A 25,601-nucleotide genomic window follows, 5' to 3' on the forward strand; every position below is an offset into this window, starting at 1 on the left:
TCCATATGCCAATCCGGGTCATTAACTTCAACGAAATATCAACAAACCCCTAAAATTTACGTTAGTAATCACACTATTGATGTTTGGTTAAGATACGCAATGGTGAAATCGACGTCATGTATAACCATTGATTTCATGAATATGTCGCAGCTAACTGAACGGACCTTTACGCCATCTGAATCTCTCAGCAGCCTGTCACTTTTTCTTAGTCTGGCACGTGGACAGTGTCGGCCGGGTAAATTCTGGCATCGCCGTAGTTTTCGCCAGAAATTTTTGCTGCGCTCGTTGATTATGCCGCGTTTAAGCGTTGAGTGGATGAACGAACTTTCCCACTGGCCTAATCTCAATGTATTGTTAACGCGCCAGCCGCGACTGCCTGTGCGTCTGCATCGCCCTTACCTTGCGGCGAATCTTAGCCGTAAGCAATTGCTGGAGGCGTTACGTTACCATTATGCGTTACTCCGCGGATGTATGTCGGCGGAAGAATTCAGCTTATATTTGAATACCCCCGGGCTGCAACTGGCGAAGCTGGAAGGCAAAAACGGCGAGCAGTTCACGCTTGAGCTGACCATGATGATCTCAATGGATAAAGAAGGTGACAGCACAATCCTGTTCCGCAACAGCGAAGGTATTCCTCTGGCAGAGATCACGTTTACCCTGTGTGAATATCAGGGGAAAAGAACGATGTTTATTGGCGGACTGCAAGGCGCAAAATGGGAAATTCCACATCAGGAAATCCAGAATGCGACGAAAGCCTGCCACGGGCTATTTCCCAAACGCCTCGTGATGGAAGCGGCCTGTCTGTTTGCCCAACGTTTGCAGGTAGAGCAGATTATTGCCGTCAGCAATGAAACGCATATTTACCGCAGCCTGCGTTATCGCGATAAAGAAGGCAAGATCCACGCTGATTACAACGCTTTCTGGGAATCGGTTGGCGGCGTATGTGATGCTGAACGCCATTACCGCCTTCCAGCACAGATAGCACGAAAAGAGATTGCCGAAATCGCCAGTAAAAAACGGGCTGAATACCGTCGGCGCTATGAGATGCTCGACGCTATTCAGCCACAAATGGCCACGATGTTTCGCGGTTAATCCGCGCGACCGCGCGCCAGCCACAGCACGCGTGAGAACATTTTTTTCAGCAGCGTCGGTACGGAGTCCACACCACGACGTCCTGCCTCCATTGCCACTTCAATGGCAAGATCGGGTTTGGAAGAGCGATGGATCGCTTTCGAGATAATTTTGCGTAGATTCATCGGTACATTTTCCGGGATTTGCGCCACGCGGTGGAACACATCGGAAAATCCCTGGCGATACATAAAATGTTCCATATCCAGCGCCGGTAACGCCGTTAAATGTTCTCGTTCGGCTTCCCGATCGTTATTCAACAGGCTGCGTACCGTAGCGGCATATTTCTTCCCTGCTTCATCGCCATCGACCAGTACATGCCATTCAATCCCCATTCGGCGGGCAAATTTAACCAGTGGCTTTAGCCCGGACTGGGCAAACTCAATGACCTTGATCCCTTCGGCATCAAAATGATGTCCGCACTGACGCGCCAGTTCATTGATAACCCAGGTTTCCGTTTCCCCTTCCACCAGCAACCAGCAGCGTGCAAACAGCGATGACGGACGGTTAAAACGAATGTGAAAGGATATGCGTCGGCTATCTTCGGTACTCAAGCCACTCGGCCCCAGACGCCAGGCGGCAACGCGCGAGGACTCACGTACCAGTCGGCAAACATGCTCTACCGGCGTTAACGAAAGCAACTCACCCGAGTTGGTGGTGGCAATGCGCTGCAATGGCAGAAGATTCAACAGATGCCAGGCAACTGAAAGCATAATGGGGTGTAAACGGGTTTCTGGATCTTCGATCAGCAACAATGGACGGGCGTCTTTATCCAGTCGCAATGTGCCTTTTGCCTGCAACAAAGTAGCAAACAGGCCGAGCAAAATAACCCGATACGAGCGCCCACCAGGTCGGTCAATCATCCGGTTGATGATATCCAGATAGCGCCAGCTTCGTTGCTCATTGCTGGCTCGCCGCCGCATTAAACGATATCGCGCCTGTCCGGCCCCCTGCTCAGAGAAATAATGCTCAAGCAGCTGTACCATTGCGGAAAGTCCCTGACGAATCTGCCCATCAGAGAGATTTTGCGGATGTGAGGATAACTCACGGGCGAGGAAATCGAGCTGGCGCGCGGTGACTTCCACATTAGGAACATTTGGCACCGTGCCGTTACGAATACGGCGCATAAAACGGGCATCACGCAAGCGCAGCACCGGCATTAAACGCACCAGATGGCGTGCCTGATCGTTAATATCCTCGACATCAATCGGATGTCCGTCTTTATCGAGAAAACTGCGCAGTGTCATCACGCTGCCGTCTTCCGCACTCTCCCCTTCCAGACGATAAAAAATACGGTGATAGCCATCGGTGCATGGCGTCCAGCACGCTTCCAGCGGCCGATAACGGCGAACCCGATGTCGGCCTGGCAGCGATTCGCGGAAGGTCAAAATAATATGCAGATGATGTTCTCGCCCGTTGATATCTCCCGGCGGGAACCAGAAATCGTCGCGCTCAAAATGGTAGAGATCTGATTCTGGCGATAGCAGCAGGGTTAAGGCGTCCAGCAAGCTGGATTTACCCCACGCGTTCTCCCCAATCAGGACGTTGTTTTGTTCCAGCATCAACGACAAACGGTTGATACCGCGAAAACCCACAATTTCAACGCGCTCAAGAATCATATCCCCTCCAGAAATATGTGACTTATCCTTTACGCTGGCAGTATAACGGGAAAGGCCTTGCTAATACGTGATGACATCACATTTAAGCATGGCAAATGTCTGAAAAATGAGCGAATAATCGCGTTATACTCCCTCTTGCTGATAAGTCTGCAAAAACAACAAAATCAAATAATTAGCATGATAAATTATTTTTTATTACGCCTAAAGGATTAAATCTTTTGCGTGCACTACACTGTCAATCAGACAAATGACTATATGGGGCAACCCGCTGTTGCCCTAAATCAAATTTACTGGATTTATTTATCTGGTGAATGACTCGCCTTCGTTTTTAAAATAGCCGCGCATTATTTCCGTCGTCACTTTTTTACGACGACCCTATAAAACGACCATATTTTTCACAGGGTCAATTTTTAATTGAGGTGGATATGTTCAGAAAATTAGCAGCTGAATGTTTTGGTACTTTCTGGCTTGTTTTTGGTGGCTGTGGTAGTGCTGTACTGGCCGCAGGCTTCCCGGAATTAGGCATTGGTTTTGCCGGCGTGGCGTTGGCGTTCGGTCTGACCGTTCTGACGATGGCCTTTGCTGTTGGTCATATTTCTGGTGGTCATTTTAACCCGGCGGTCACTATTGGTTTATGGGCTGGCGGACGTTTTCCGGCAAAAGAAGTCGTTGGCTACGTAATTGCCCAGGTTGTCGGCGGTATTGTTGCAGCGGCGCTGCTGTATTTAATTGCCAGTGGTAAAACGGGTTTTGACGCGGCAGCCAGCGGTTTTGCTTCTAACGGTTATGGCGAGCATTCACCAGGCGGTTATTCCATGCTTTCCGCGCTGGTAGTTGAACTGGTATTGAGTGCAGGTTTCCTGTTGGTGATCCACGGCGCAACCGACAAATTCGCGCCGGCAGGTTTTGCGCCGATCGCTATTGGTCTGGCCTTAACCCTGATTCACTTAATTAGTATTCCGGTGACTAACACTTCTGTTAACCCGGCGCGCAGCACCGCGGTTGCTATCTTCCAGGGCGGCTGGGCATTAGAACAACTGTGGTTCTTCTGGGTGGTGCCAATTGTCGGCGGCATTATCGGTGGTCTGATTTACCGGACCCTGCTGGAAAAGCGTGATTAATTAACGCAGAAGGCCTGGCGTAATGTCAGGCCTTTTTTTAAGATGTTGTTATATGTTGATTCATCATCTTGTTGCGCTCCTTTCATGAGCTAAGCAACATATTGCCACTGGCGCAAGGAGCGCGCAGGGGGCGGCCAATCGCCGCCGCCCCCTGCACCCCCGGGCTCTGGCGAACAAAATCGCCGCTGCGCGGTGCCCTCGACTTATCCCTTACGGCTACCGGGTCGGGCGCGAGGTAACATCCCTGTAAAACGCGCCCTCAGCCCACATCCATGTGGGCTGCCCCGGCCTTCAGGGAACGCCTCGGCGATTTTGACGCCACCAACATCGGTGCAGTTTGTAATTAAAGCGCAAGAATATCTTTAAATGAAAACGAATACTCTACTGCTCCTTATGCATAACATTTCCTTTTAATTGCAACTTTACTCGTCCTTCCGCTTTCAGTAGTGTGTCATCGCGCATTTCGACTTCATCTTTGCAAGGACTGGGTTTTCATGTTTTCTGGGCTGTTAATCATTCTGGTTCCCCTGATTGTGGGTTACCTCATTCCGCTTCGCCAACAAGCTGCGTTAAAAGTTATTAATCAGCTATTAAGCTGGATGGTTTACCTTATTCTCTTTTTTATGGGTATCAGTCTGGCGTTTCTCGATAACCTCGCCAGTAACCTGTTGGCGATTCTGCATTATTCTGCCGTCAGTATTACCGTTATTTTACTGTGTAATATTGCCGCCCTGATGTGGCTGGAGCGAGGCCTGCCGTGGCGCAACCACCATCAGCAAGAAAAACTCCCGTCGCGTATTGCGATGGCGCTGGAGTCGCTAAAACTGTGCGGCGTAGTAGTGATTGGTTTTGCCATTGGTCTGAGTGGACTGGCTTTCTTACAACACGCGACCGAAGCCAGTGAATACACGTTAATTTTGCTACTTTTCCTCGTTGGTATTCAGTTGCGCAATAATGGCATGACCTTAAAGCAGATTGTCCTTAATCGCCGGGGAATGATTGTCGCCGTGGTGGTGGTTGTCAGTTCATTAATTGGTGGTTTAATTAACGCCTTTATTCTTGATCTCCCCATCAATACCGCGCTGGCAATGGCCTCCGGTTTCGGCTGGTATTCTCTTTCCGGTATTTTATTGACCGAATCTTTTGGTCCGGTAATCGGGAGCGCGGCGTTTTTTAATGATCTGGCCCGTGAACTGATTGCTATTATGTTGATCCCTGGGCTGATTCGCCGCAGCCGCTCTACTGCACTGGGCTTATGCGGTGCCACATCAATGGATTTCACCCTGCCCGTTCTTCAACGTACTGGCGGGCTGGATATGGTCCCGGCGGCAATTGTTCACGGTTTTATTCTTAGCCTGTTAGTGCCGATCCTCATCGCCTTTTTCTCTGCGTAATACCTCTCTGGCGGTAGATCCCTGCCGCCAAAATTGCGCTAAATCAATCTCCCTTAAAGTTGCATGAAAAATCCCTTTTATCCCCGCGTTAAGCGTCTTAACCTTAAACATGTATATTAAATATAACTTTAAAAGGTGTGATCATGTTTTGTGTGCAATGTGAACAAACTATCCGTACTCCGGCAGGAAACGGCTGCTCATACGCGCAGGGGATGTGTGGTAAAACGGCGGAAACTTCTGACCTTCAGGATTTACTCATCGCGGCGCTGCAAGGGCTTTCTGCCTGGGCGGTAAAAGCGCGTGAATACGGCATCATCAACCACGATGTTGACAGCTTCGCGCCACGTGCCTTTTTCTCAACCCTGACCAACGTTAACTTCGATTCTCCGCGTATTGTCGGCTACGCTCGTGAAGCGATTGCCCTGCGCGAGGCGCTGAAAGCGCAATGCCTGGCTGTAGATGCCAACGCGCGCGTCGATAACCCGATGGCTGACCTGCAACTGGTGAGCGACGATCTCGGCGAGCTGCAACGTCAGGCAGCAGAATTTACCCCTAACAAAGATAAAGCGGCGATTGGCGAAAACATTCTCGGCCTGCGTCTGCTGTGCCTGTATGGCCTGAAAGGTGCGGCGGCCTATATGGAACACGCGCATGTTCTCGGTCAATACGACAACGATATTTATGCCCAGTACCATAAAATCATGGCGTGGCTGGGGACCTGGCCTGCCGATATGAACGCGCTTCTTGAGTGTTCAATGGAAATCGGCCAGATGAACTTCAAAGTGATGAGCATTCTGGATGCAGGCGAAACCGGTAAATACGGTCACCCGACGCCAACCCAGGTCAACGTCAAAGCGACGGCGGGTAAATGCATTCTGATTTCCGGTCACGATCTCAAAGATCTCTACAACCTGCTGGAACAGACCGAAGGCACGGGCGTTAATGTCTACACCCACGGCGAAATGCTGCCTGCGCATGGCTACCCGGAGCTGCGTAAATTCAAGCATCTGGTCGGTAACTACGGCAGCGGCTGGCAGAATCAGCAAGTGGAGTTCGCTCGTTTCCCTGGCCCCATCGTGATGACCTCGAACTGCATCATCGACCCAACCGTAGGCGCTTATGACGATCGTATCTGGACCCGCAGCATTGTTGGCTGGCCTGGCGTGCGTCATCTGGACGGTGATGATTTCTCTGCGGTTATCACCCAGGCGCAACAGATGGCAGGCTTCCCGTACAGCGAAATTCCGCACCTTATCACCGTGGGTTTTGGTCGCCAGACGCTGCTTGGCGCTGCTGATACGCTGATTGATCTGGTGAGCCGTGAAAAACTGCGTCATATCTTCCTGCTTGGTGGCTGTGACGGCGCACGCGGCGAGCGCCACTACTTCACCGATTTCGCCACCAGCGTGCCGGATGACTGCCTGATCCTGACCCTCGCCTGTGGTAAATATCGCTTTAACAAACTTGAGTTTGGCGATATCGAAGGTCTGCCGCGTCTGGTAGATGCAGGTCAATGTAACGATGCTTACTCAGCGATTATTCTGGCTGTCACTCTGGCAGAGAAACTGGGCTGCGGTGTCAACGATCTGCCGCTGTCGCTGGTGCTCTCCTGGTTTGAACAGAAAGCGATCGTCATTCTGCTGACGCTGCTTTCTCTGGGCGTGAAAAATATCGTCACCGGCCCGACTGCACCTGGTTTCCTGACACCAGACCTGCTGGCGGTGCTGAACGAGAAATTCGGCCTGCGTTCTATCACCACTGTTGAAGAAGACATGAAGCAACTGTTGAGCGCGTAAGGAGTTTGTCGATGACGATGCCAACGAATCAATGCCCGTGGCGGATGCAGGTTCATCACATTACGCAAGAAACGCCGGATGTGTGGACGATTTCCCTGATTTGCCACGATTACTACCCATATCGCGCCGGGCAATATGCACTGGTCAGCGTGCGAAACTCAGCGGAAACGCTGCGTGCTTACACCATTTCCTCCACGCCAGGCGTGAGTGAATATATCACCCTGACCGTGCGGCGGATTGATGACGGTGTCGGCTCCCAGTGGCTGACGCGCGATGTAAAACGCGGTGATTATCTCTGGCTTTCGGACGCGATGGGGGAATTTACCTGCGACGATAAAGCAGAAGATAAATTCCTGTTGCTGGCGGCAGGCTGCGGCGTCACGCCGATTATGTCGATGCGTCGCTGGCTTGCGAAGAACCGTCCACAGGCCGATGTGCGGGTGATCTACAACGTGCGTACGCCGCAGGATGTTATTTTCGCCGATGAGTGGCGTAACTATCCGGTAACGCTGGTGGCAGAAAATAACGTTACCGAAGGCTTTATCGCTGGTCGTCTCACTCGCGAACTGCTGGCAGGTGTACCTGACTTAGCTTCACGTACCGTGATGACCTGCGGCCCGGCTCCGTATATGGATTGGGTAGAGCAGGAAGTGAAAGCGCTCGGCGTGACGCGTTTCTTTAAAGAGAAATTCTTCACCCCAGTAGCAGAAGCGGCGACCAGCGGTCTGAAATTCACCAAACTGCAACCGGCACGAGAATTTTACGCCCCGGTTGGCACCACGCTACTGGAGGCGCTGGAAAGCAATAACGTTCCGGTTGTCGCTGCCTGCCGTGCGGGTGTTTGCGGCTGCTGTAAGACAAAAGTGGTTTCCGGTGAATATACGGTGAGCAGCACAATGACGCTGACCGACGCCGAAATCGCTGAAGGTTACGTACTGGCCTGCTCCTGCCATCCGCAGGGGGATTTGGTTCTCGCATAATCGCCTTATGCCCGATGATATTCCTTTCATCGGGCTATTTAACCGTTAGTGCCTCCTTTCTCTCCCATCCCTTCCCCCTCCGTCAGATGAACTAAACTTGTTACCGTTATCACATTCAGGAGATGGAGAACCATGAAACAAACGGTTGCAGCTTATATCGCCAAAACACTCGAATCGGCAGGGGTGAAACGCATCTGGGGAGTCACAGGCGACTCTCTGAACGGTCTTAGTGACAGTCTTAATCGCATGGGCACCATCGAGTGGATGTCCACCCGCCACGAAGAAGTGGCGGCCTTTGCCGCTGGCGCTGAAGCACAACTTAGCGGAGAACTGGCGGTCTGTGCCGGATCGTGCGGCCCCGGCAACCTGCACTTAATCAACGGCCTGTTCGATTGCCACCGCAATCACGTTCCGGTACTGGCGATTGCCGCTCATATTCCCTCCAGCGAAATTGGCAGCGGCTATTTCCAGGAAACCCACCCACAAGAGCTATTCCGCGAATGTAGTCACTATTGCGAGCTGGTTTCCAGCCCGGAGCAGATCCCACAAGTGCTGGCAATTGCTATGCGCAAAGCAGTGCTTAACCGTGGCGTTTCCGTTGTTGTGTTACCGGGTGACGTGGCGTTAAAACCTGCGCCAGAAGGAGCAACTACCCACTGGTATCATGCGCCACAGCCAGTTGTGACGCCGGAAGAAGAAGAGTTACGCAAACTGGCGCAACTGCTGCGTTATTCCAGCAATATCGCCCTGATGTGTGGCAGCGGCTGCGCGGGGGCGCATAAAGAGTTAGTTGAGTTTGCCGGGAAAATTAAAGCACCTATTGTTCATGCCCTGCGCGGTAAAGAACATGTCGAATACGATAATCCGTATGATGTTGGAATGACCGGGTTAATCGGCTTCTCGTCAGGTTTTCACACTATGATGAATGCCGATACGTTAGTGCTGCTCGGCACGCAATTTCCCTACCGCGCCTTCTACCCGACCGATGCCAAAATCATTCAGATTGATATCAATCCAGCCAGCATCGGCGCGCATAGCAAGGTAGATATGGCGCTGGTCGGCGATATCAAATCAACCCTGCGTGCATTGCTGCCACTGGTGGAAGAAAAAGCCGATCGCAAATTTCTGGATAAAGCGCTGGAAGATTACCGCGATGCCCGCAAAGGGCTGGACGATTTAGCTAAACCGAGCGAGAAAGCCATTCACCCGCAATATCTGGCGCAGCAAATTAGTCATTTTGCCGCCGATGACGCAATCTTTACCTGTGACGTCGGCACGCCAACAGTATGGGCAGCGCGTTATCTAAAAATGAACGGCAAGCGTCGCCTGTTAGGTTCGTTTAACCACGGTTCGATGGCTAACGCCATGCCGCAGGCGCTGGGTGCGCAGGCGACAGAGCCAGAACGTCAGGTGGTCGCCATGTGCGGCGATGGCGGTTTTAGCATGTTGATGGGCGATTTCCTCTCAGTAGTGCAGATGAAACTGCCAGTGAAAATTGTCGTCTTTAACAACAGCGTGCTAGGCTTTGTGGCGATGGAGATGAAAGCTGGTGGCTATTTGACTGACGGCACCGAACTACACGACACAAACTTTGCCCGCATTGCCGAAGCGTGCGGCATTACGGGTATCCGTGTAGAAAAAGCGTCTGAAGTTGATGAAGCCCTGCAACGCGCCTTCTCCATCGACGGTCCGGTGCTGGTGGATGTGGTGGTCGCCAAAGAAGAGTTAGCCATTCCACCGCAGATCAAACTCGAACAGGCCAAAGGATTTAGCTTGTATATGTTGCGCGCAATCATCAGCGGACGCGGCGATGAAGTGATCGAACTGGCGAAAACGAACTGGCTAAGGTAAAAAGGGTGGCATTTCCCGTCATAATAAGGACATGCCATGATTGATTTACGCAGTGATACCGTTACCCGACCGAGCCGCGCCATGCTCGAAGCGATGATGGCCGCCCCGGTTGGGGACGACGTTTACGGAGACGACCCTACCGTTAATGCTCTGCAGGACTATGCAGCAGAGCTTTCCGGTAAAGAAGCCGCCATTTTTCTGCCTACCGGCACTCAGGCCAACCTGGTCGCTCTGCTCAGTCACTGCGAACGTGGCGAAGAGTATATTGTCGGTCAGGCCGCGCATAACTATCTGTTTGAAGCCGGTGGCGCAGCGGTGCTGGGCAGTATTCAGCCGCAACCCATCGACGCGGCTGCCGACGGCACGCTACCGCTGGATAAAGTGGCGATGAAAATCAAACCCGACGATATCCATTTCGCCCGCACCAAATTACTCAGTCTGGAAAACACCCACAACGGCAAAGTGCTGCCGCGTGAATACCTGAAAGAAGCATGGGAATTTACCCGCGAGCGCAATCTGGCGCTGCATGTTGACGGTGCGCGCATCTTTAATGCCGTGGTGGCTTACGGCTGCGAACTGAAAGAGATCACGCAATATTGTGATTCGTTCACCATTTGCCTGTCGAAAGGTCTTGGGACGCCAGTCGGTTCATTACTCGTCGGTAATCGTGATTACATTAAACGTGCCATCCGCTGGCGGAAAATGGCCGGTGGCGGGATGCGTCAGTCCGGGATTCTGGCTGCCGCCGGGATGTATGCCCTGAAAAATAACGTCGCACGGTTGCAGGAAGATCACGACAACGCCGCCTGGATGGCGGAGCAACTGCGTGAAGCAGGCGCGGATGTGATGCGTCAGGACACTAATATGCTGTTTGTTCGCGTCGGGGAAGAAAATGCTGCCGCGTTAGGCGAATACATGAAAGCGAGAAACGTGCTGATTAACGCCTCGCCGATTGTCCGCCTGGTGACGCATCTTGACGTCTCGCGCGAACAACTGGCGGAAGTCGCCGCCCACTGGCGCGCATTCCTGGCGCGTTAAGGAGAGAGACGTGCCGCAACGCATTTTAGTTCTCGGTGCCAGTGGCTACATTGGTCAGCATCTGGTGCGCACACTCAGCCAGCAAGGGCATCAGATCCTGGCGGCGGCACGTCATGTCGACAGGCTTGCAAAGCTGCAACTGGCAAACGTCAGTTGCCATAAAGTCGATCTCAGCTGGCCGGATAACCTTCCGGCCCTGTTGCAGGATATCGATACCGTCTATTTTCTGGTGCACAGCATGGGCGAAGGCGGCGATTTTATCGCTCAGGAGCGCCAGGTGGCTCTCAACGTCCGCGATGCGCTACGTGAAGTACCAGTTAAGCAATTAATCTTTCTCAGTTCGTTGCAGGCCCCGCCACATGAGCAGTCGGATCATCTGCGTGCTCGTCAGGCTACGGCGGACATTCTTCGTGAAGCGAATGTACCTGTGACCGAACTTCGGGCCGGAATTATCGTTGGCGCAGGTTCAGCGGCGTTCGAAGTCATGCGCGATATGGTCTACAACCTGCCAGTGTTAACGCCGCCACGCTGGGTACGTTCACGCACCACGCCCATCGCGCTGGAAAACTTGCTGCACTATCTGGTGGCGTTGTTAGATCATCCGGCCAGCGAACACCGCATCTTCGAAGCCGCCGGACCAGAGGTGCTCAGTTATCAGCAACAGTTTGAACATTTTATGGCGGTGAGCGGTAAGCGCCGCTGGTTGATCCCCATCCCCCTCCCCACCCGCTGGATTTCGGTGTGGTTTCTCAATGTGATTACTTCCGTACCGCCCACCACCGCCAGGGCGTTGATTCAGGGGCTGAAACACGATCTGCTGGCGGATGATACCGCGCTACGTGCACTCATCCCACAACGGCTGATCGCTTTCGATGACGCGGTACGTAGCACGTTGAAAGAGGAAGAAAAACTGGTCAACTCCAGCGACTGGGGCTACGACGCTCAGGCCTTTGCCCGCTGGCGACCGGAGTACGGTTATTTCGCCAAACAGGCGGGGTTTACCGTTAAAACGTCCGCCAGCCTTGCGGCTTTATGGCAGGTGGTGAACCAAATCGGCGGTAAAGAGCGTTATTTCTTTGGCAATATTTTGTGGCAGACACGGGCGTTGATGGACCGCGCGATCGGTCATAAGCTGGCGAAAGGCCGCCCGGAGCGCGAATATTTACAGACCGGCGATGCGGTGGATAGCTGGAAAGTGATTGTCGTTGAACCGAAAAAGCAACTTACGTTGTTATTTGGCATGAAAGCGCCGGGGCTGGGACGACTGTGTTTTACCCTGGAAGATAAAGGTGACTATCGTACTATTGATGTCCGCGCTTTCTGGCATCCGCACGGTATGCCGGGGCTGTTTTACTGGTTATTGATGATCCCCGCGCATCTGTTTATTTTTCGCGGAATGGCAAAACAAATCGCCAGACTGGCAGAACAAAGCACAGATTAATCGACAAAACCTGCGTTATTCTTTCATGTTTCCCATTGCATCATGGGGGAAATCACGGAAGAATGCGCACGTCATTTTCTCAACAACAGTGGATTGATATGAAGGTACTGGTTACCGGCGCCACCAGCGGCTTAGGTCGAAACGCGGTAGAGTTTTTATGCCAGAAAGGCATCAGCGTGCGAGCGACCGGTCGCAACGAGGCAATGGGTAAATTGCTGGAAAAAATGGGCGCAGAGTTTGTTCCGGCGGATCTGACCGAGCTGGTTTCATCACAAGCTAAAGTGATGCTCGCGGGCATTGATACGCTGTGGCACTGCTCCAGCTTTACCTCACCCTGGGGGACACAACAGGCTTTCGATCTGGCTAACGTTCGCGCCACTCGCCGCCTGGGTGAATGGGCTGTCGCCTGGGGTGTGCGTAACTTTATTCATATCTCTTCCCCCTCCCTGTACTTCGATTATCACCACCATCGCGATATTAAAGAAGATTTTCGCCCTCACCGCTTCGCCAACGAGTTTGCCCGCAGCAAAGCAGCCAGCGAAGAAGTGATCAATATGCTTTCGCAGGCGAATCCACAAACGCGCTTTACTATTCTGCGCCCACAAAGTCTGTTCGGACCGCACGATAAAGTCTTTATTCCCCGTCTGGCGCATATGATGCACCACTACGGCAGTATTCTGTTACCGCATGGCGGCAGTGCGCTGGTCGATATGACCTACTATGAAAATGCCGTGCACGCAATGTGGCTGGCAAGCCAGGAAGCCTGCGATAAGCTACCTTCCGGGCGTGTGTACAACATCACCAACGGCGAGCATCGCACACTGCGCAGCATCGTGCAGAAGCTGATCGACGAGTTGAATATTGACTGTCGTATTCGTTCCGTCCCCTACCCGATGCTGGATATGATCGCCCGCAGCATGGAGCGTTTAGGCCGCAAGTCAGCAAAAGAGCCGCCGCTGACCCACTACGGCGTCTCCAAGTTGAATTTTGACTTTACGCTGGATATTACGCGTGCGCAGGAAGAGTTAGGTTATCAGCCGGTCATCACCCTGGATGAAGGTATCGAGAAAACTGCCGCCTGGCTACGCGACCACGGAAAACTGCCGCGCTAATCCTGCCCGTATTTCTCCAGCAATGCTTCGGCAATCGCCTGAGTTTCTGCATCCGCTTCGCCGTTATATAACGTCGGGCGGAAATGCATCTGGAATGCCATAATCACGCGCCGCTGCTCGCGCGGTGTCATATCAGGTTTAACGTCATAACCGTAGCGCGCCAAAAGCTCCAGCAATGACGCGGTATCTACCGGTGTGTGCGGCGCGCGCCCGGCAAGGTAAAAGTTAACCCGCTGCGCATCCGGCCAGGCACCAATCCCCTGCTGCGCCAGTTGCTGCCAGGGAAATAATGGCCCCGGATCGTCTTTGCGCTGCGGTGCGATATCCGCATGTGCCACTACGTTTTCCGGCTTGATGTGATAACGGGCAATAATATCTTTCGCCAGTGGAATAAGCGCCTGAATCTGTGCCGGTTCAAACGGGGCAAAATATTTCACTCCGGCCGATTTTTGCCAGCCACGGTTTTCCAGCTCAATGCCAATAGAGGTGTCGTTAAGGCGCGTTGCCCCGCGCCAGGCGCTAATCCCCGCATGCCAGGCCAGTTCTTGTTCCGGCACCAGTTGCCAGATGCGCGGTTTACCGTTGTATCGCGGTGGTACCGCAGGGACCAGATAATGCGAGCTGACCTGCTTATCGGTCAGTGTCGCCAGCGAGCTATCAAAATCATCTGCGGTGTAGTGGATCACCAGCACTTTAATGCGCGGATACGCCGCCTGCGCCTGGCGTCGGGTATCAAGCTGATATCCCTCTTTCTCGACAATGCCTTTTTCGCCTGCACACCCTGCCAATAACAGAGCGGCAGCGACCAGCCAGAAGACTCTTCTCATCGACGCGTTTTCACCGCCGTACCGCTGACGCTAACCATCAGCATACTGCCGTTTTGCCCGACCGTTTCGTAGTCGATATCAATACCGACGACGGCATCGGCCCCCAGCGCCCGCGCCTGGGAGCCTAATTCCTCAAAGGCGATCTCCCGTGCTTTACGCAGTTCTTTTTCATACGCACCGGAACGTCCGCCAACGATATCGCGGATACCGGCAAAGAAATCACGGAAAATATTGGCACCTAAAATCGCTTCGCCGGTCACCACACCGCAATATTCAACGATGGTCTGGCCTTCCAGAGTTGGGGTTGTAGAAAATTGCATGATCGATCTCCTTGTTTGCTAAGCCTTCGATCTCAAAAGCATTATCAGACTGATACGCTATTATTGAAAGGATATCATTATTATCGTAGAACGCTTTCAGAGCGATCGCTTATAAGGAAATCATTATGCGCTACAGCAAATTGACAATGCTTATCCCCTGCGCACTGCTCCTCAGTGCCTGCACCACAGTCACTCCAGCTTATAAAGATAACGGCACACGCAGTGGTCCTTGCGTTGAAGGAGGCCCGGATAACGTGGCCCAGCAATTTTATGACTACCGCATTTTGCACCGCAGCAACGACATCACCGCCTTGCGCCCTTATCTGAGCGACAAACTGGCGACACTGCTTAGCGATGCCTCCCGGGATAATAACCATCGGGAACTACTGACCAACGATCCATTCTCCAGTCGAACCACCTTGCCAGACAGCGCCCACGTTGCCAGTGCATCGACTATCCCTAATCGTGATGCCCGTAACATTCCTTTGCGCGTGGATCTTAAACAGGGTGACCAGAGCTGGCAGGATGAAGTGTTAATGATTCAGGAAGGCCAGTGTTGGGTCATCGACGATGTGCGTTACTTAGGCGGTAGCGTTCATGCCACGGCGGGTACGCTCCGTCAGTCCATCGAGAATCGCTAACGCCTTGATCAACCAATAAACCCCGTAAATTGTCCGGCATTTCGTGAGGAATGCCGACATTTATGCTCGCCGACCACCGCCCCCGTTATTTTGTGCTATGTTTATTGAATAATGCGCTTTGCTTTTAACTTTTAAAGCAGAAATATTGCATAATTATTCTGTCAAAGGTACTATCTTCGACCTCAATAGCTATCAGACTGCCAGTATACGAGTGTCAATGAGTATTCAATTAAACGGCATTAATTGCTTCTACGGCGCGCATCAGGCGCTGTTCGATATCACGCTGGATTGCCCACAGGGCGAAACGCTGGTGTTACTTGGCCCCAGCGGCGCGGGTAAAAGCTCGCTGCTGCGTGTACTCAATCTGCTTGAGATGCCGCGCTCCGGTACGCTCAACATTGCAGGCAACCATTTCGATTTCACCAAAACACCCTCTGACAAAGCGATTCGCGATTTGCGTCGTAACGTTGGCATGGTGTTTCAGCAATACAACCTGTGGCCGCATCTGACCGTGCAGCAAAACCTGATTGAAGCGCCCTGCCGTGTACTGGGGTTGAGTAAAGATCAGGCGCTGGCCCGTGCAGAAAAACTGCTGGAACGTCTGCGTCTCAAACCTTATAGCGATCGTTACCCGCTGCATCTTTCTGGTGGTCAGCAGCAGCGTGTTGCTATTGCCCGTGCGTTGATGATGGAACCGCAGGTACTGCTGTTCGATGAACCGACCGCCGCACTGGACCCGGAAATTACGGCACAAATCGTCAGCATCATTCGTGAGCTGGCAGAAACGAATATTACCCAGGTGATCGTCACCCACGAAGTTGAAGTGGCGCGTAAAACCGCCAGCCGAGTGGTGTATATGGAAAATGGTCATATCGTAGAACAAGGCGACGCGAGCTGCTTTACCGAGCCGCAAACCGAAGCATTTAAAAACTATCTCTCTCACTAAGATTCGGGATAACAACAATGAAAAAAGTTCTGATTGCCGCGTTAATTGCAGGTTTTAGTCTTTCCGCCACAGCTGCCGAAACCATTCGTTTTGCTACCGAAGCCTCCTATCCTCCGTTTGAATCGATTGATGCAAACAACCAGATCGTTGGTTTTGACGTCGACCTGGCACAAGCGCTGTGTAAAGAGATTGATGCAACCTGCACTTTCTCTAACCAGGCGTTTGACAGCCTGATCCCAAGCCTGAAATTCCGTCGCGTAGAAGCCGTGATGGCGGGCATGGATATCACTCCGGAGCGTGAAAAGCAGGTGCTGTTTACCACCCCGTACTATGACAACTCTGCCCTGTTTGTGGGTCAGCAAGGCAAATACACCAGTGTTGATCAGCTGAAAGGCAAAAAAGTCGGCGTACAGAACGGGACGACACACCAGAAATTCATTATGGATAAGCACCCGGAAATCACTACCGTTCCGTATGACAGCTACCAGAACGCAAAACTGGATCTGCAAAACGGGCGTATCGACGGCGTCTTCGGTGACACCGCAGTGGTCACTGAGTGGCTGAAAGATAACCCGAAACTGGCGGCGGTGGGCGACAAAGTGACCGATAAAGATTACTTCGGCACTGGCCTCGGCATCGCGGTACGTCAGGGCAACACTGAGCTGCAGCAGAAACTCAACACTGCGCTGGAAAAAGTGAAGAAAGATGGCACTTACGAAACCATCTACAACAAATGGTTCCAGAAGTAATTCCTGATGAATGAATTTTTTCCTTTAGCAAGCGCCGCCGGGATGACCGTCGGCCTTGCCGTTTGTGCATTGATTGTCGGGCTGGCGCTGGCGATGTTCTTTGCGGTATGGGAGTCGGCAAAATGGCGTCCTGTCGCGTGGGCAGGTTCAGCGCTGGTAACCATTCTGCGTGGCCTGCCAGAAATTCTGGTGGTGCTGTTTATCTATTTTGGCTCCTCGCAGCTGCTGCTGACGCTTTCGGATGGCTTCACTATCAATCTTGGGTTCGTGCAGATCCCAGTGCAGATGGACATTGAGAACTTCGACGTTAGCCCGTTCCTTTGTGGTGTCATCGCTCTGTCACTGCTGTATGCCGCCTATGCCTCGCAAACGCTTCGGGGCGCGTTGAAAGCGGTGCCGGTGGGTCAGTGGGAGTCTGGTCAGGCGCTGGGGCTGTCGAAATCGGCTATCTTTTTCCGTCTGGTGATGCCGCAGATGTGGCGTCATGCGCTGCCTGGCCTCGGTAACCAGTGGCTGGTGCTGCTGAAAGATACCGCGCTGGTCAGTTTGATTAGTGTGAATGATTTAATGCTGCAAACAAAAAGCATCGCTACTCGTACCCAGGAACCATTTACCTGGTACATTGTGGCGGCGGCGATTTACCTGGTGATCACCCTGCTCAGTCAGTACATTCTCAAACGCATTGACCTGCGCGCGACACGTTTTGAGCGGAGGCCCAGCTAATGTTTGAGTATTTACCCGAACTGATGAAAGGGCTACACACCAGCCTGACGCTAACCGTTGCCTCGCTGATTGTGGCACTGATTCTGGCATTGATTTTTACCATCATCCTGACGCTGAAAACGCCGGTGCTGGTGTGGCTGGTGCGGGGTTATATCACGCTGTTTACCGGTACGCCGCTGCTGGTGCAGATCTTCCTGATTTATTACGGGCCGGGCCAGTTTCCGACTTTGCAGGAGTATCCGGCACTGTGGCATTTGTTGTCAGAACCGTGGTTATGTGCGCTGATTGCGTTGTCGCTGAATAGTGCGGCGTATACCACGCAGCTGTTTTACGGTGCAATTCGTGCGATCCCGGAAGGTCAGTGGCAGTCCTGTAGCGCCCTGGGAATGAGCAAAAAAGATACGCTGGCGATCCTGCTGCCGTATGCCTTTAAACGCTCGCTCTCTTCTTATTCCAACGAAGTGGTGCTGGTATTCAAAAGTACCTCTCTGGCATACACCATTACGCTGATGGAAGTGATGGGATACAGCCAGTTGTTGTACGGACGCACCTACGATGTAATGGTGTTCGGTGCGGCAGGGATTATTTACCTGGTCGTTAACGGCCTGCTGACGCTGATGATGCGTCTGATCGAGCGCAAAGCGCTGGCATTCGAACGGCGAAATTAATGTGGCTGCGTACATTCGCCGGGGGGTTTTGTAGGTCTGATAAGACGCGCCAGCGTCGCATCAGACATCAGCACGGTGCCTGTGCCGGATGCGGCGGGGACGCCTTATCCGGCCTACATAGTGCATAAATTCTTATAATGAAGACGGACAACCCACTAAGTTGTCCGTCTTTTTTATTTCATTTAAATTATTTAATCATGTTTATTGCATATAAATTCACTTGATGGCATTGTTATCCCATGCCGCAGACACGGCCAAAAATCATAAGATTGACAGACGGGAGTTCCATCATGAAAAAGTTAGTTCTTGCCGCTTTACTTGCTTCCTTTACTTTCGGTGCTTCTGCCGCAGAGAAAATCAATTTTGGCGTTTCAGCCACCTATCCACCCTTTGAATCTATAGGTGCTAATAATGAGATTGTCGGCTTTGATATCGATCTGGCAAAAGCCTTGTGCAAACAAATGCAGGCAGAATGTACTTTTACTAATCACGCGTTCGACAGCCTGATCCCGTCCCTGAAATTCAGAAAATATGACGCCGTAATCTCCGGTATGGATATCACCCCGGAGCGTAGCAAACAGGTATCGTTTACCACGCCCTACTATGAAAACTCAGCCGTCGTGATTGCCAAAAAAGATACCTACAAAACGTTTGCCGATCTGAAAGGCAAACGTATTGGGATGGAAAACGGTACTACGCACCAGAAATATATTCAGGATCAGCACCCGGAAGTGAAAACTGTCTCTTATGACAGTTATCAGAATGCCTTTATCGATCTGAAAAATGGTCGTATTGATGGGGTATTTGGTGACACAGCGGTGGTAAACGAATGGCTGAAAACCAATCCACAACTTGGTGTTGCTACTGAGAAAGTGACCGATCCGCAATATTTTGGCACCGGCCTGGGCATCGCTGTACGTCCGGATAACAAAGCCCTGCTGGAAAAACTGAATAACGCGCTGGCAGCAATTAAAGCTGACGGTACTTATCAAAAAATCAGTGACCAGTGGTTCCCACAGTAAGATTCAGAAAGCCGCAACCGCGGCTTGAGACTGATGACAAAGGTAAAATTGCCTGATGCGCTACGCTTATCAGGCCTACATGGCCCATGCAATGTATTGAATTTGCACGCTTTTGTAGGCCGGATAAGGCGTTTACGCCGCATCCGGCATAAACAACGCGCACTTTGTCAGCAATCTGAAGCCGCACATGCGGCTTTTTTATTGCTTCACCAGCAGCGTCAGCACTTCATAGTGCGCGGTATGCGGGAACATATCGAAAAGCTGCACCCGTTCAATACGAAACCCAGGCAGTTCGCGGATATCTTTCGCCATGGTTTGGGCGTTACAGCTGGAGTAGATGATAAAACGCGGTGCCATCGTTGAGAGATAATCACACAGCGGTTTACCAATGCCGCGGCGCGGCGGGTTAACCAGCACCAGCTCCGGCACCTCCCCCTGAGCAGTGGCAAACTGAGTGGAGTCCAGCGCCTGAAATTGCAAACGCGTTAAGCCCAGTTCAGCGGCTGACTGCTTTGCACAGGCAATGGCCTCTGGCGCAATTTCGATCCCGGTTAACTGCATGTCAGGCGTCGCGCAGTGTAAACCAAAGCCCCCCACGCCACAGAACAGATCCCACATATGTTTAACCGGCAGCTGTCGTACCCAGTCGCGCGCGGTAGCGTACAGCTGGCTGGCGACCGCCGGATTAGTCTGGAAGAAACTTTGCGGACGGACCCACAGCGGCACATCGTTAAAACGCTCCGCCAGTGCCTGTTGTTCGGTCAGGTAGATCTCCGTCTCCCCTTCCATAATCGCCATATGTACCGGCTGAATATTGACGGTAATAACTTTTAGCTGCGGTAGTTGTTCCTGTAACCACGGTAGCGCCTTACGCAGTTGCGCCAGTTTGGTTTCGGAACGCAACACAAAACGCAGCATCATGCCGCCATCGCTCTGGCTTTCAGTCAGCAAAATGTATTTCAGTTCGCCACGCTTACGCGCCACGTTGTAGGGCGTTAACCCCGCTCGGGCGATAAACGGTTTTAGCGCCGCAAAAACGGGCGCAAATGAGGCAGGATAAAGCGGGCAGTCACAAAGGTCTTCCGGTGTGCCGTCTCGATGCAGCATACCGAGCAGTGGTTTTTCAACGCTACCACTCACCACCATTTTGGCTTTATTACGAAACCCTTGTTCCGGGCCTGACACCGGCGCGCACCATTCCTCAACCGGAAAGTCGGCGAGCAGATTTTTAAGATCGGCGGTTTTAGCGGAGAGTTGCTCTGGAATCGGCTGCGTTATCCACTGACAGGAACGACAGCGACCCGCGTCGTAAAGTGCGCACTGCATACATTGACCTTCACATCATCAGGGGCGACGATTATACACATTATTGCAACTGGAAGAACCGCCGACTGGTCGAGGGAACGAACAGCAGCATCAGGATGAGCATATCCGGCAGCTTCTGCAGCATCAGGCTATGGAAGATTTCACGTTTTGATTCACCGGGAATGCTGAACAGCTCCGGATAACCATACCCCAGCGAAGCCGCCCACAAGTAACTTGCGGCGGTGATTTGTGTCAGCAGATATAGCCAGCGCGCCCAGCGACGCCCTTTCACCAGTGAAAACGCACACCAGATCTCGATAAAAACCAGCACCAGACTGCTTAAAAAGACCAGCGTTAAGCTCCAGGTTTGTACGCTGCGATGAATGAACTCGCCAATACCGCGCACGCCCAGCGTATTGAAAATCATCAGCACGTCGAGGCCACGGATCATAATAATGGCGAGCGCCGCTACCTGCACCAGCGCAGGCACATTCAGGCGAGCATGAGATGAAGATGTTTTCTTAAAAAATCCCAACGTTTCGTCTTCCATGAAAACAATGCCGCGGCATGCGCGGCATTATGTAGCCAGGTTGGCAAATTTTAGTGTCTTCAGCCACGTCTTGCACGCTGGATATCGCGTATCCGCTGTTTTTCTGCGCGAGCCATCAGATACCAGGCGATAAATCCGACAATTCCGACCGCACCGAGAATTAACGTTGCAAGGGCGTTGATTTCCGGATTCACCCCCATCCGCACGCTGGAAAAGACCAGCATCGGTAACGTGGTGGCTCCCGGCCCAGAAACAAAGCTGGCGATCACCAGATCATCAAGCGACAAAGTAAAAGCCAGTAACCAGCCAGAAATGATCGCGGGCATGATCATCGGTAGCGTAATGACGAAAAATACTTTCAGCGGCGTCGCACCGAGATCCATCGCTGCTTCTTCTATCGAGCTATCCAGTTCCCGCAGACGCGACGAAATAACGACTGCCACATAAGCCGTACAGAACGTGACATGCGCCAGCCAGATGGTAAGCATCCCGCGGTCCGCAGGCCAGCCAATGGCATGAGCAAGCGCGACGAATAACAACAACAGCGACAAGCCCGTGATGACATCTGGCATCACCAGCGGCGCGGTGATCATAAAGGCAAAGCCATTTGATCCGCGAAACCTGCCAAAGCGCACCAGCACCACCGCCGCAATAGTCCCGAGGATCGCCGCCGCCGTTGCCGCACAGGCAGCAATTGTCAGGCTTAAACCAACCGCACTCATCATCGCGTCATCGCGCAATAACTCACCATACCAGCGCGTTGACCAGCCGGCCCACACCGTCACCAGTTTCGAGCTGTTGAATGAATAGATCACCAGCATCAGCATTGGCGCGTAGAGAAAGGTGAAGCCCAACAGCAAAATCACAATCCGCCAGGGCGAACGAACTACCGGTAAATTATTCATCCGTGTTCTCCCACGCTTTTTTGCTGGTGTTTGTGAAACCACATTATCGGCACAATTAGCAGCAGCAACATGATGATCGCTACCGCCGAGGCCACCGGCCAGTCGCGGTTGTTAAAGAACTCCTGCCACAGCACGCGCCCGATCATGATGCTGTCCGGGCCACCGAGCAGTTCCGGGATCACAAACTCGCCCACAGCCGGGATAAACACCAGCATCGATCCGGCAATAATCCCACCTTTAGTCAGCGGCACGATCACAGTAAAGAACGTTTTCAGCGGTCGTGCACCGAGATCCAGCGCTGCTTCCACCAGCGAATAATCAATACGAATCAACGCGGTATAAATCGGCAGTACCATAAACGGCACGTAAGCGTAAACAATGCCGATATAAACGGCCAGATTGGTATGCAGAATGGTCAGCGGTTGATCGATAACCCCCAGCCACAGCAGAAAATTATTCAGCACACCGTTGTTTTTTAATATTCCCATCCAGGCATAAACGCGGATCAGAAACGAGGTCCACGACGGCAGGATCACCAGTAGTAATAAAATATTACGGGTCGAAGGCTTACTGTGCGCCACCGCCCACGCCAGCGGATAGCCGATCAGTAAACAGCAAATAGTCGAAATCGCCGCCACCTGTAACGACTGGAGATAAGCATCAAAATAGAGCGGATCGTCGGTCAGTTGCAGAAAATTACCGAGATTAAGAGTGATGGAAAGTTGCCCGTCAGCCCACTCCATCAGCTCGGTATAAGGTGGAATAGCGCGCGCCATCTCTCCCAGGCTTATTTTAAAGACAATCAGAAATGGCAGCAGAAACAGCAAGATCAACCAGATATATGGCAACGCAATGACCAGTTTGCGCCCATGCTTCATTTGCAGCTGCGACAACCACAGCTTAAATCCGCCCGGCGGTTTCGACTGGGCAGCAGGTTCAAGTGTACTCATCTTTGCTCCTTAAACCGTCAGCACCACACAGCTGTCCACTTCCCAGCACAAACGCACTTCGTCGCCCCAGGTCGGTAACCCTTTACGATGACGATGGGCGTTTTGTAGCTGGGCGCTGATCATCTGCCCACTTTTCAGTCGAACGTGATACACCGAAAGATCGCCGAGATAGGCAATGTGTATCACCTCCCCCACCGCGAAGTTACAACCATTGGCGGGCGGCTCTTCGCAAAGCATGATTTTTTCCGGGCGCAGCGCTACGTGTACCGGCACGTTATCGACCACTGAAGCATCCGCATCGACTTTCAGTGGATGCACCAGCCCCGGCGAATCAAGCACCAAGCCATCTTCCTGACGCTCTTTGAGTACACCTTCAAAGACATTAACCGAACCGATAAATTCAGCGCTGTAGCGGGTAGTTGGATGCTCGTAGATCTCTTCCGGCTCGCCAATCTGGACAATTTTCCCGCGATTCATAATGGCGATACGCCCCGCCATGGTCATCGCCTCTTCCTGATCGTGGGTGACCATCACACAAGTCACACCGACGCGCTCCAGAATATCCACCACTTCAAGCTGCATCCGGTCACGCAGCTTTTTATCCAGCGCGCCCATCGGCTCATCGAGCAGTAATAGTTTCGGGCGTTTGGCAAGGCTTCGGGCCAGGGCCACACGCTGTCGCTGACCACCGGAAAGCTGATGCGGTTTGCGTTTGGCGAACTCCTGCATGTGCACCAGGCCGAGCATCTCATTGACCCGACTGGCAATTTCCGCTTTCGGTAGTTTGTCCTGTTTCAGGCCAAAAGCGATGTTCTGTTCCACGGTCATATGCGGAAACAGCGCGTAAGACTGAAACATCATATTGATGGGGCGCAGGTAAGGCGGAACCTGTGACAAATCGACGCCATCAAGCATTATCTGTCCGGCAGAAGGTTGTTCGAAACCTGCCAGCATACGCAGCAGCGTGGACTTGCCACAGCCGGATGCGCCCAGCAGCGCGAAGATTTCACCTTTGTAGATAGTCAGGCTGACATCATCCACCGCATGTTGACCATCGTAGGATTTGGTGAGGTTGCGGATTTCTAATAGCGGCGTCAGCGCCTTACGGGTTTTCGCCTGCGGGCGAGGGATAGCGTCATTCACGGCTGCTCTCCGGCATTGAATGTGTGCAAGCGCACCATGATGGTGCGAATTGCCGGCGTGTGTGGTGCACCCGTCCGGCATCTACGACTGCGGATTATTTTCCGCTCTTCACTTTGGTCCACGCGCGGGTGCGCACACGGTCGATTTTCGGGTCCTGCACTTTCAGAGTGAACAGCTTCGCACGGACATCCGCAGGCGGATAAATACCCGGGTTATCACGAACTTCCGCACTCACCAGCGGCGTGGCTGCTTTATTGGCGTTAGCATAGAACACATGGTCAGAGATATGTGCCACCACATCCGGACGCAGCAGGTAATTCAGGAACTGATAGGCTTCGTCTTTATTTTTGGCATCGGCAGGCATGGCGAATACATCAAAGAACGCCATCGCCCCTTCTTTTGGAATCGAGAACGAGACATTCACGCCATTCTTCGCTTCCTTCGCGCGGTTTGACGCCTGCCAGACATCACCTGCCCAACCAATCGCCACGCAGATGTCACCATTCGCCAGGTCATTAATATATTGAGATGAATGGAAATAACGAATGTTCGGGCGCAGCTTTAACAGCAGATCGGTAGCAGGTCCGGTGTAATCATCCGCTTTAGTGCTGTTGGGATCTTTGCCGAGATAATTCAGCACGGTAGCAAAAACTTCTTCTGGCGCATCGAGGAAAGAGACACCGCAGCTTTTCAGTTTTTCCAGATTTTCAGGCTTGAGGATCAAGTCCCAGCTATCGACGGGCGCGTTTTCGCCCAGCACCGCTTTGACTTTATCGACGTTATAGCCAATCCCGGTCGTCGCCCACATATAGGGCATAGCAAATTTATTGTCGGGATCGTGTTTGGCGACCAACTTCAGCAGTTCCGGGTCGAGATTCTTCCACTCCGGCAATTTGCTTTTATCCAGCGGCTGGAAAACTCCCGCTGTCAGCTGGCGTTCAAGAAAGCTTGCTGACGGCACCACCAGGTCAAAGCCGGTGCTCCCGGCCATTAATTTGCCTTCCAGTACTTCGTTAGAGTCGAAAACATCGTAGACGACTTTAATACCGGTTTCTTTTTCAAAGTTAGCCACCGTGTCGGGGGCGATATAATCAGACCAGTTATAAATGTGGAGTGTTTTTTGTTCAGCCGCGAGCGTGCCGACAGAGACGGCCATCAGAGCACCCGCAACCAGACCCGAAAGCCATTTTTTATTTAAGGCGGTCATATCTCTTTCCTTCTGAAAGTTCGTTAACAAACGAACAAAAGTTGTCACACTGAAAGATATGCAATAAACGTGCATATTTTTTATCGGCGCGGTGTAAGAAAAGAGAACTCTCTCCCGGCCAGCACTGCTCGCTATATAAAAGCATCGCAAGAATAACTTTAGCCA

Annotated in this window: 24 protein-coding genes; 15 read left to right on the plus strand and 9 right to left on the minus strand. The window is 52.3% G+C overall.

Translation table 11 applies throughout. The features are described 5' to 3' along the window. Positions 1–135 precede the first annotated feature (135 nt). Positions 136–1,092, plus strand: coding sequence for a VirK/YbjX family protein (locus ACU8XX_RS15995; RefSeq protein ID WP_001355621.1), 957 nt, complete (start codon positions 136–138; stop codon positions 1,090–1,092). Here ACU8XX_RS15995 and ACU8XX_RS16000 read toward each other — a convergent pair. Continuing rightward, on the minus strand, positions 1,089–2,747 hold the full coding sequence (locus tag ACU8XX_RS16000) for an ATP-dependent endonuclease (RefSeq protein WP_000599806.1): 1,659 nt from the start codon (positions 2,745–2,747) through the stop codon (positions 1,089–1,091). The genes ACU8XX_RS15995 and ACU8XX_RS16000 overlap by 4 nt on opposite strands. A gap of 425 nt (positions 2,748–3,172) precedes the next feature. Between ACU8XX_RS16000 and aqpZ the strand changes: the two genes are divergently transcribed. From aqpZ to ACU8XX_RS16040, 8 genes are all read left to right on the plus strand, one after another. Beyond that, positions 3,173–3,868 carry an aquaporin Z gene (aqpZ, locus tag ACU8XX_RS16005; RefSeq protein ID WP_001298299.1) on the plus strand — a complete coding sequence of 232 codons (696 nt, stop codon included), beginning with the start codon at positions 3,173–3,175 and terminating at the stop codon, positions 3,866–3,868. Positions 3,869–4,362: 494 nt separating this feature from the next. Continuing rightward, entirely contained in the window at positions 4,363–5,262 is a 900-nt protein-coding gene (gene lysO / locus ACU8XX_RS16010; RefSeq protein WP_000491142.1) for an L-lysine exporter LysO, read from the plus strand. A gap of 143 nt (positions 5,263–5,405) precedes the next feature. Further along, positions 5,406–7,058, plus strand: coding sequence for a hydroxylamine reductase (hcp, locus tag ACU8XX_RS16015; protein ID WP_000458809.1), 1,653 nt, complete (start codon positions 5,406–5,408; stop codon positions 7,056–7,058). Between the two features lie 11 nt (positions 7,059–7,069). Further along, a complete protein-coding gene (gene hcr, locus ACU8XX_RS16020) occupies positions 7,070–8,038 on the plus strand; it encodes an NADH oxidoreductase (RefSeq protein WP_000178677.1) in 969 nt (322 codons plus the stop codon). Positions 8,039–8,170: 132 nt separating this feature from the next. After that, complete coding sequence (gene poxB, locus ACU8XX_RS16025; protein ID WP_000815362.1) at positions 8,171–9,889, plus strand: ubiquinone-dependent pyruvate dehydrogenase; 1,719 nt, start codon at positions 8,171–8,173, stop codon at positions 9,887–9,889. 36 nt (positions 9,890–9,925) lie between these two features. Continuing rightward, complete coding sequence (gene ltaE / locus ACU8XX_RS16030) at positions 9,926–10,927, plus strand: low-specificity L-threonine aldolase (protein WP_000566372.1); 1,002 nt, start codon at positions 9,926–9,928, stop codon at positions 10,925–10,927. 10 nt (positions 10,928–10,937) lie between these two features. Then, on the plus strand, positions 10,938–12,368 hold the full coding sequence (locus tag ACU8XX_RS16035) for an SDR family oxidoreductase (RefSeq protein ID WP_001136559.1): 1,431 nt from the start codon (positions 10,938–10,940) through the stop codon (positions 12,366–12,368). 98 nt (positions 12,369–12,466) lie between these two features. Continuing rightward, a complete protein-coding gene (locus ACU8XX_RS16040) occupies positions 12,467–13,480 on the plus strand; it encodes an NAD-dependent epimerase/dehydratase family protein (protein ID WP_001338420.1) in 1,014 nt (337 codons plus the stop codon). Here the strand turns inward: ACU8XX_RS16040 and amiD are convergent. Together amiD and ACU8XX_RS16050 are read right to left on the minus strand one after the other, a co-directional pair. Continuing rightward, positions 13,477–14,307: an N-acetylmuramoyl-L-alanine amidase AmiD gene (gene amiD / locus ACU8XX_RS16045; RefSeq protein WP_001255167.1), complete on the minus strand. Its 831-nt coding sequence runs from the start codon at positions 14,305–14,307 to the stop codon at positions 13,477–13,479. The genes ACU8XX_RS16040 and amiD overlap by 4 nt on opposite strands. After that, positions 14,304–14,627: a heavy metal-binding domain-containing protein gene (locus ACU8XX_RS16050; RefSeq protein ID WP_001160737.1), complete on the minus strand. Its 324-nt coding sequence runs from the start codon at positions 14,625–14,627 to the stop codon at positions 14,304–14,306. Before ACU8XX_RS16050 ends, amiD begins: the two co-directional genes overlap by 4 nt. 125 nt (positions 14,628–14,752) lie before the next feature. Between ACU8XX_RS16050 and ACU8XX_RS16055 the strand changes: the two genes are divergently transcribed. The 6 genes from ACU8XX_RS16055 (at position 14,753) to artJ (ending at position 19,376) form a co-directional block, all read left to right on the plus strand. Continuing rightward, a complete protein-coding gene (locus ACU8XX_RS16055; protein WP_001270735.1) occupies positions 14,753–15,268 on the plus strand; it encodes a lipoprotein in 516 nt (171 codons plus the stop codon). Between the two features lie 217 nt (positions 15,269–15,485). Further along, complete coding sequence (artP, locus tag ACU8XX_RS16060) at positions 15,486–16,214, plus strand: arginine ABC transporter ATP-binding protein ArtP (protein WP_000027205.1); 729 nt, start codon at positions 15,486–15,488, stop codon at positions 16,212–16,214. 17 nt (positions 16,215–16,231) lie between these two features. Next, positions 16,232–16,963: an arginine ABC transporter substrate-binding protein ArtI gene (gene artI, locus ACU8XX_RS16065; protein WP_000756569.1), complete on the plus strand. Its 732-nt coding sequence runs from the start codon at positions 16,232–16,234 to the stop codon at positions 16,961–16,963. Between the two features lie 6 nt (positions 16,964–16,969). Then, entirely contained in the window at positions 16,970–17,686 is a 717-nt protein-coding gene (artQ, locus tag ACU8XX_RS16070; RefSeq protein WP_001001691.1) for an arginine ABC transporter permease ArtQ, read from the plus strand. After that, a complete protein-coding gene (gene artM / locus ACU8XX_RS16075) occupies positions 17,686–18,354 on the plus strand; it encodes an arginine ABC transporter permease ArtM (RefSeq protein ID WP_000464491.1) in 669 nt (222 codons plus the stop codon). The genes artQ and artM overlap by 1 nt, the downstream gene beginning before the upstream one ends. A 290-nt stretch (positions 18,355–18,644) precedes the next feature. Next, entirely contained in the window at positions 18,645–19,376 is a 732-nt protein-coding gene (gene artJ, locus ACU8XX_RS16080; protein WP_001295339.1) for an arginine ABC transporter substrate-binding protein ArtJ, read from the plus strand. Between the two features lie 198 nt (positions 19,377–19,574). Here artJ and rlmC read toward each other — a convergent pair whose 3' ends face one another. The 6 genes from rlmC to potF form a co-directional block, all read right to left on the minus strand. Next, the gene (rlmC, locus tag ACU8XX_RS16085; protein WP_016241995.1) at positions 19,575–20,702 is read right to left on the minus strand and encodes a 23S rRNA (uracil(747)-C(5))-methyltransferase RlmC; all 1,128 of its coding nucleotides are present in this window, start codon (positions 20,700–20,702) and stop codon (positions 19,575–19,577) included. Positions 20,703–20,742: 40 nt separating this feature from the next. Beyond that, on the minus strand, positions 20,743–21,231 hold the full coding sequence (locus ACU8XX_RS16090; protein WP_000389260.1) for a YbjO family protein: 489 nt from the start codon (positions 21,229–21,231) through the stop codon (positions 20,743–20,745). A gap of 59 nt (positions 21,232–21,290) precedes the next feature. Beyond that, positions 21,291–22,136 (minus strand): putrescine ABC transporter permease PotI, encoded by an 846-nt coding sequence (gene potI, locus ACU8XX_RS16095; RefSeq protein WP_001061665.1) that lies wholly within the window; start codon positions 22,134–22,136, stop codon positions 21,291–21,293. Further along, complete coding sequence (potH, locus tag ACU8XX_RS16100; RefSeq protein WP_000105444.1) at positions 22,133–23,086, minus strand: putrescine ABC transporter permease PotH; 954 nt, start codon at positions 23,084–23,086, stop codon at positions 22,133–22,135. Before potH ends, potI begins: the two co-directional genes overlap by 4 nt. Before the next feature lie 9 nt (positions 23,087–23,095). After that, positions 23,096–24,229, minus strand: a complete 1,134-nt coding sequence (gene potG, locus ACU8XX_RS16105) for a putrescine ABC transporter ATP-binding subunit PotG (protein ID WP_240765206.1) — start codon at positions 24,227–24,229, stop codon at positions 23,096–23,098. 94 nt (positions 24,230–24,323) lie between these two features. Beyond that, a complete protein-coding gene (gene potF, locus ACU8XX_RS16110; RefSeq protein ID WP_000126069.1) occupies positions 24,324–25,436 on the minus strand; it encodes a spermidine/putrescine ABC transporter substrate-binding protein PotF in 1,113 nt (370 codons plus the stop codon). Positions 25,437–25,601: the final 165 nt, after the last annotated feature.

The organism is Escherichia sp. MAL-1 (genome assembly GCF_052948035.1).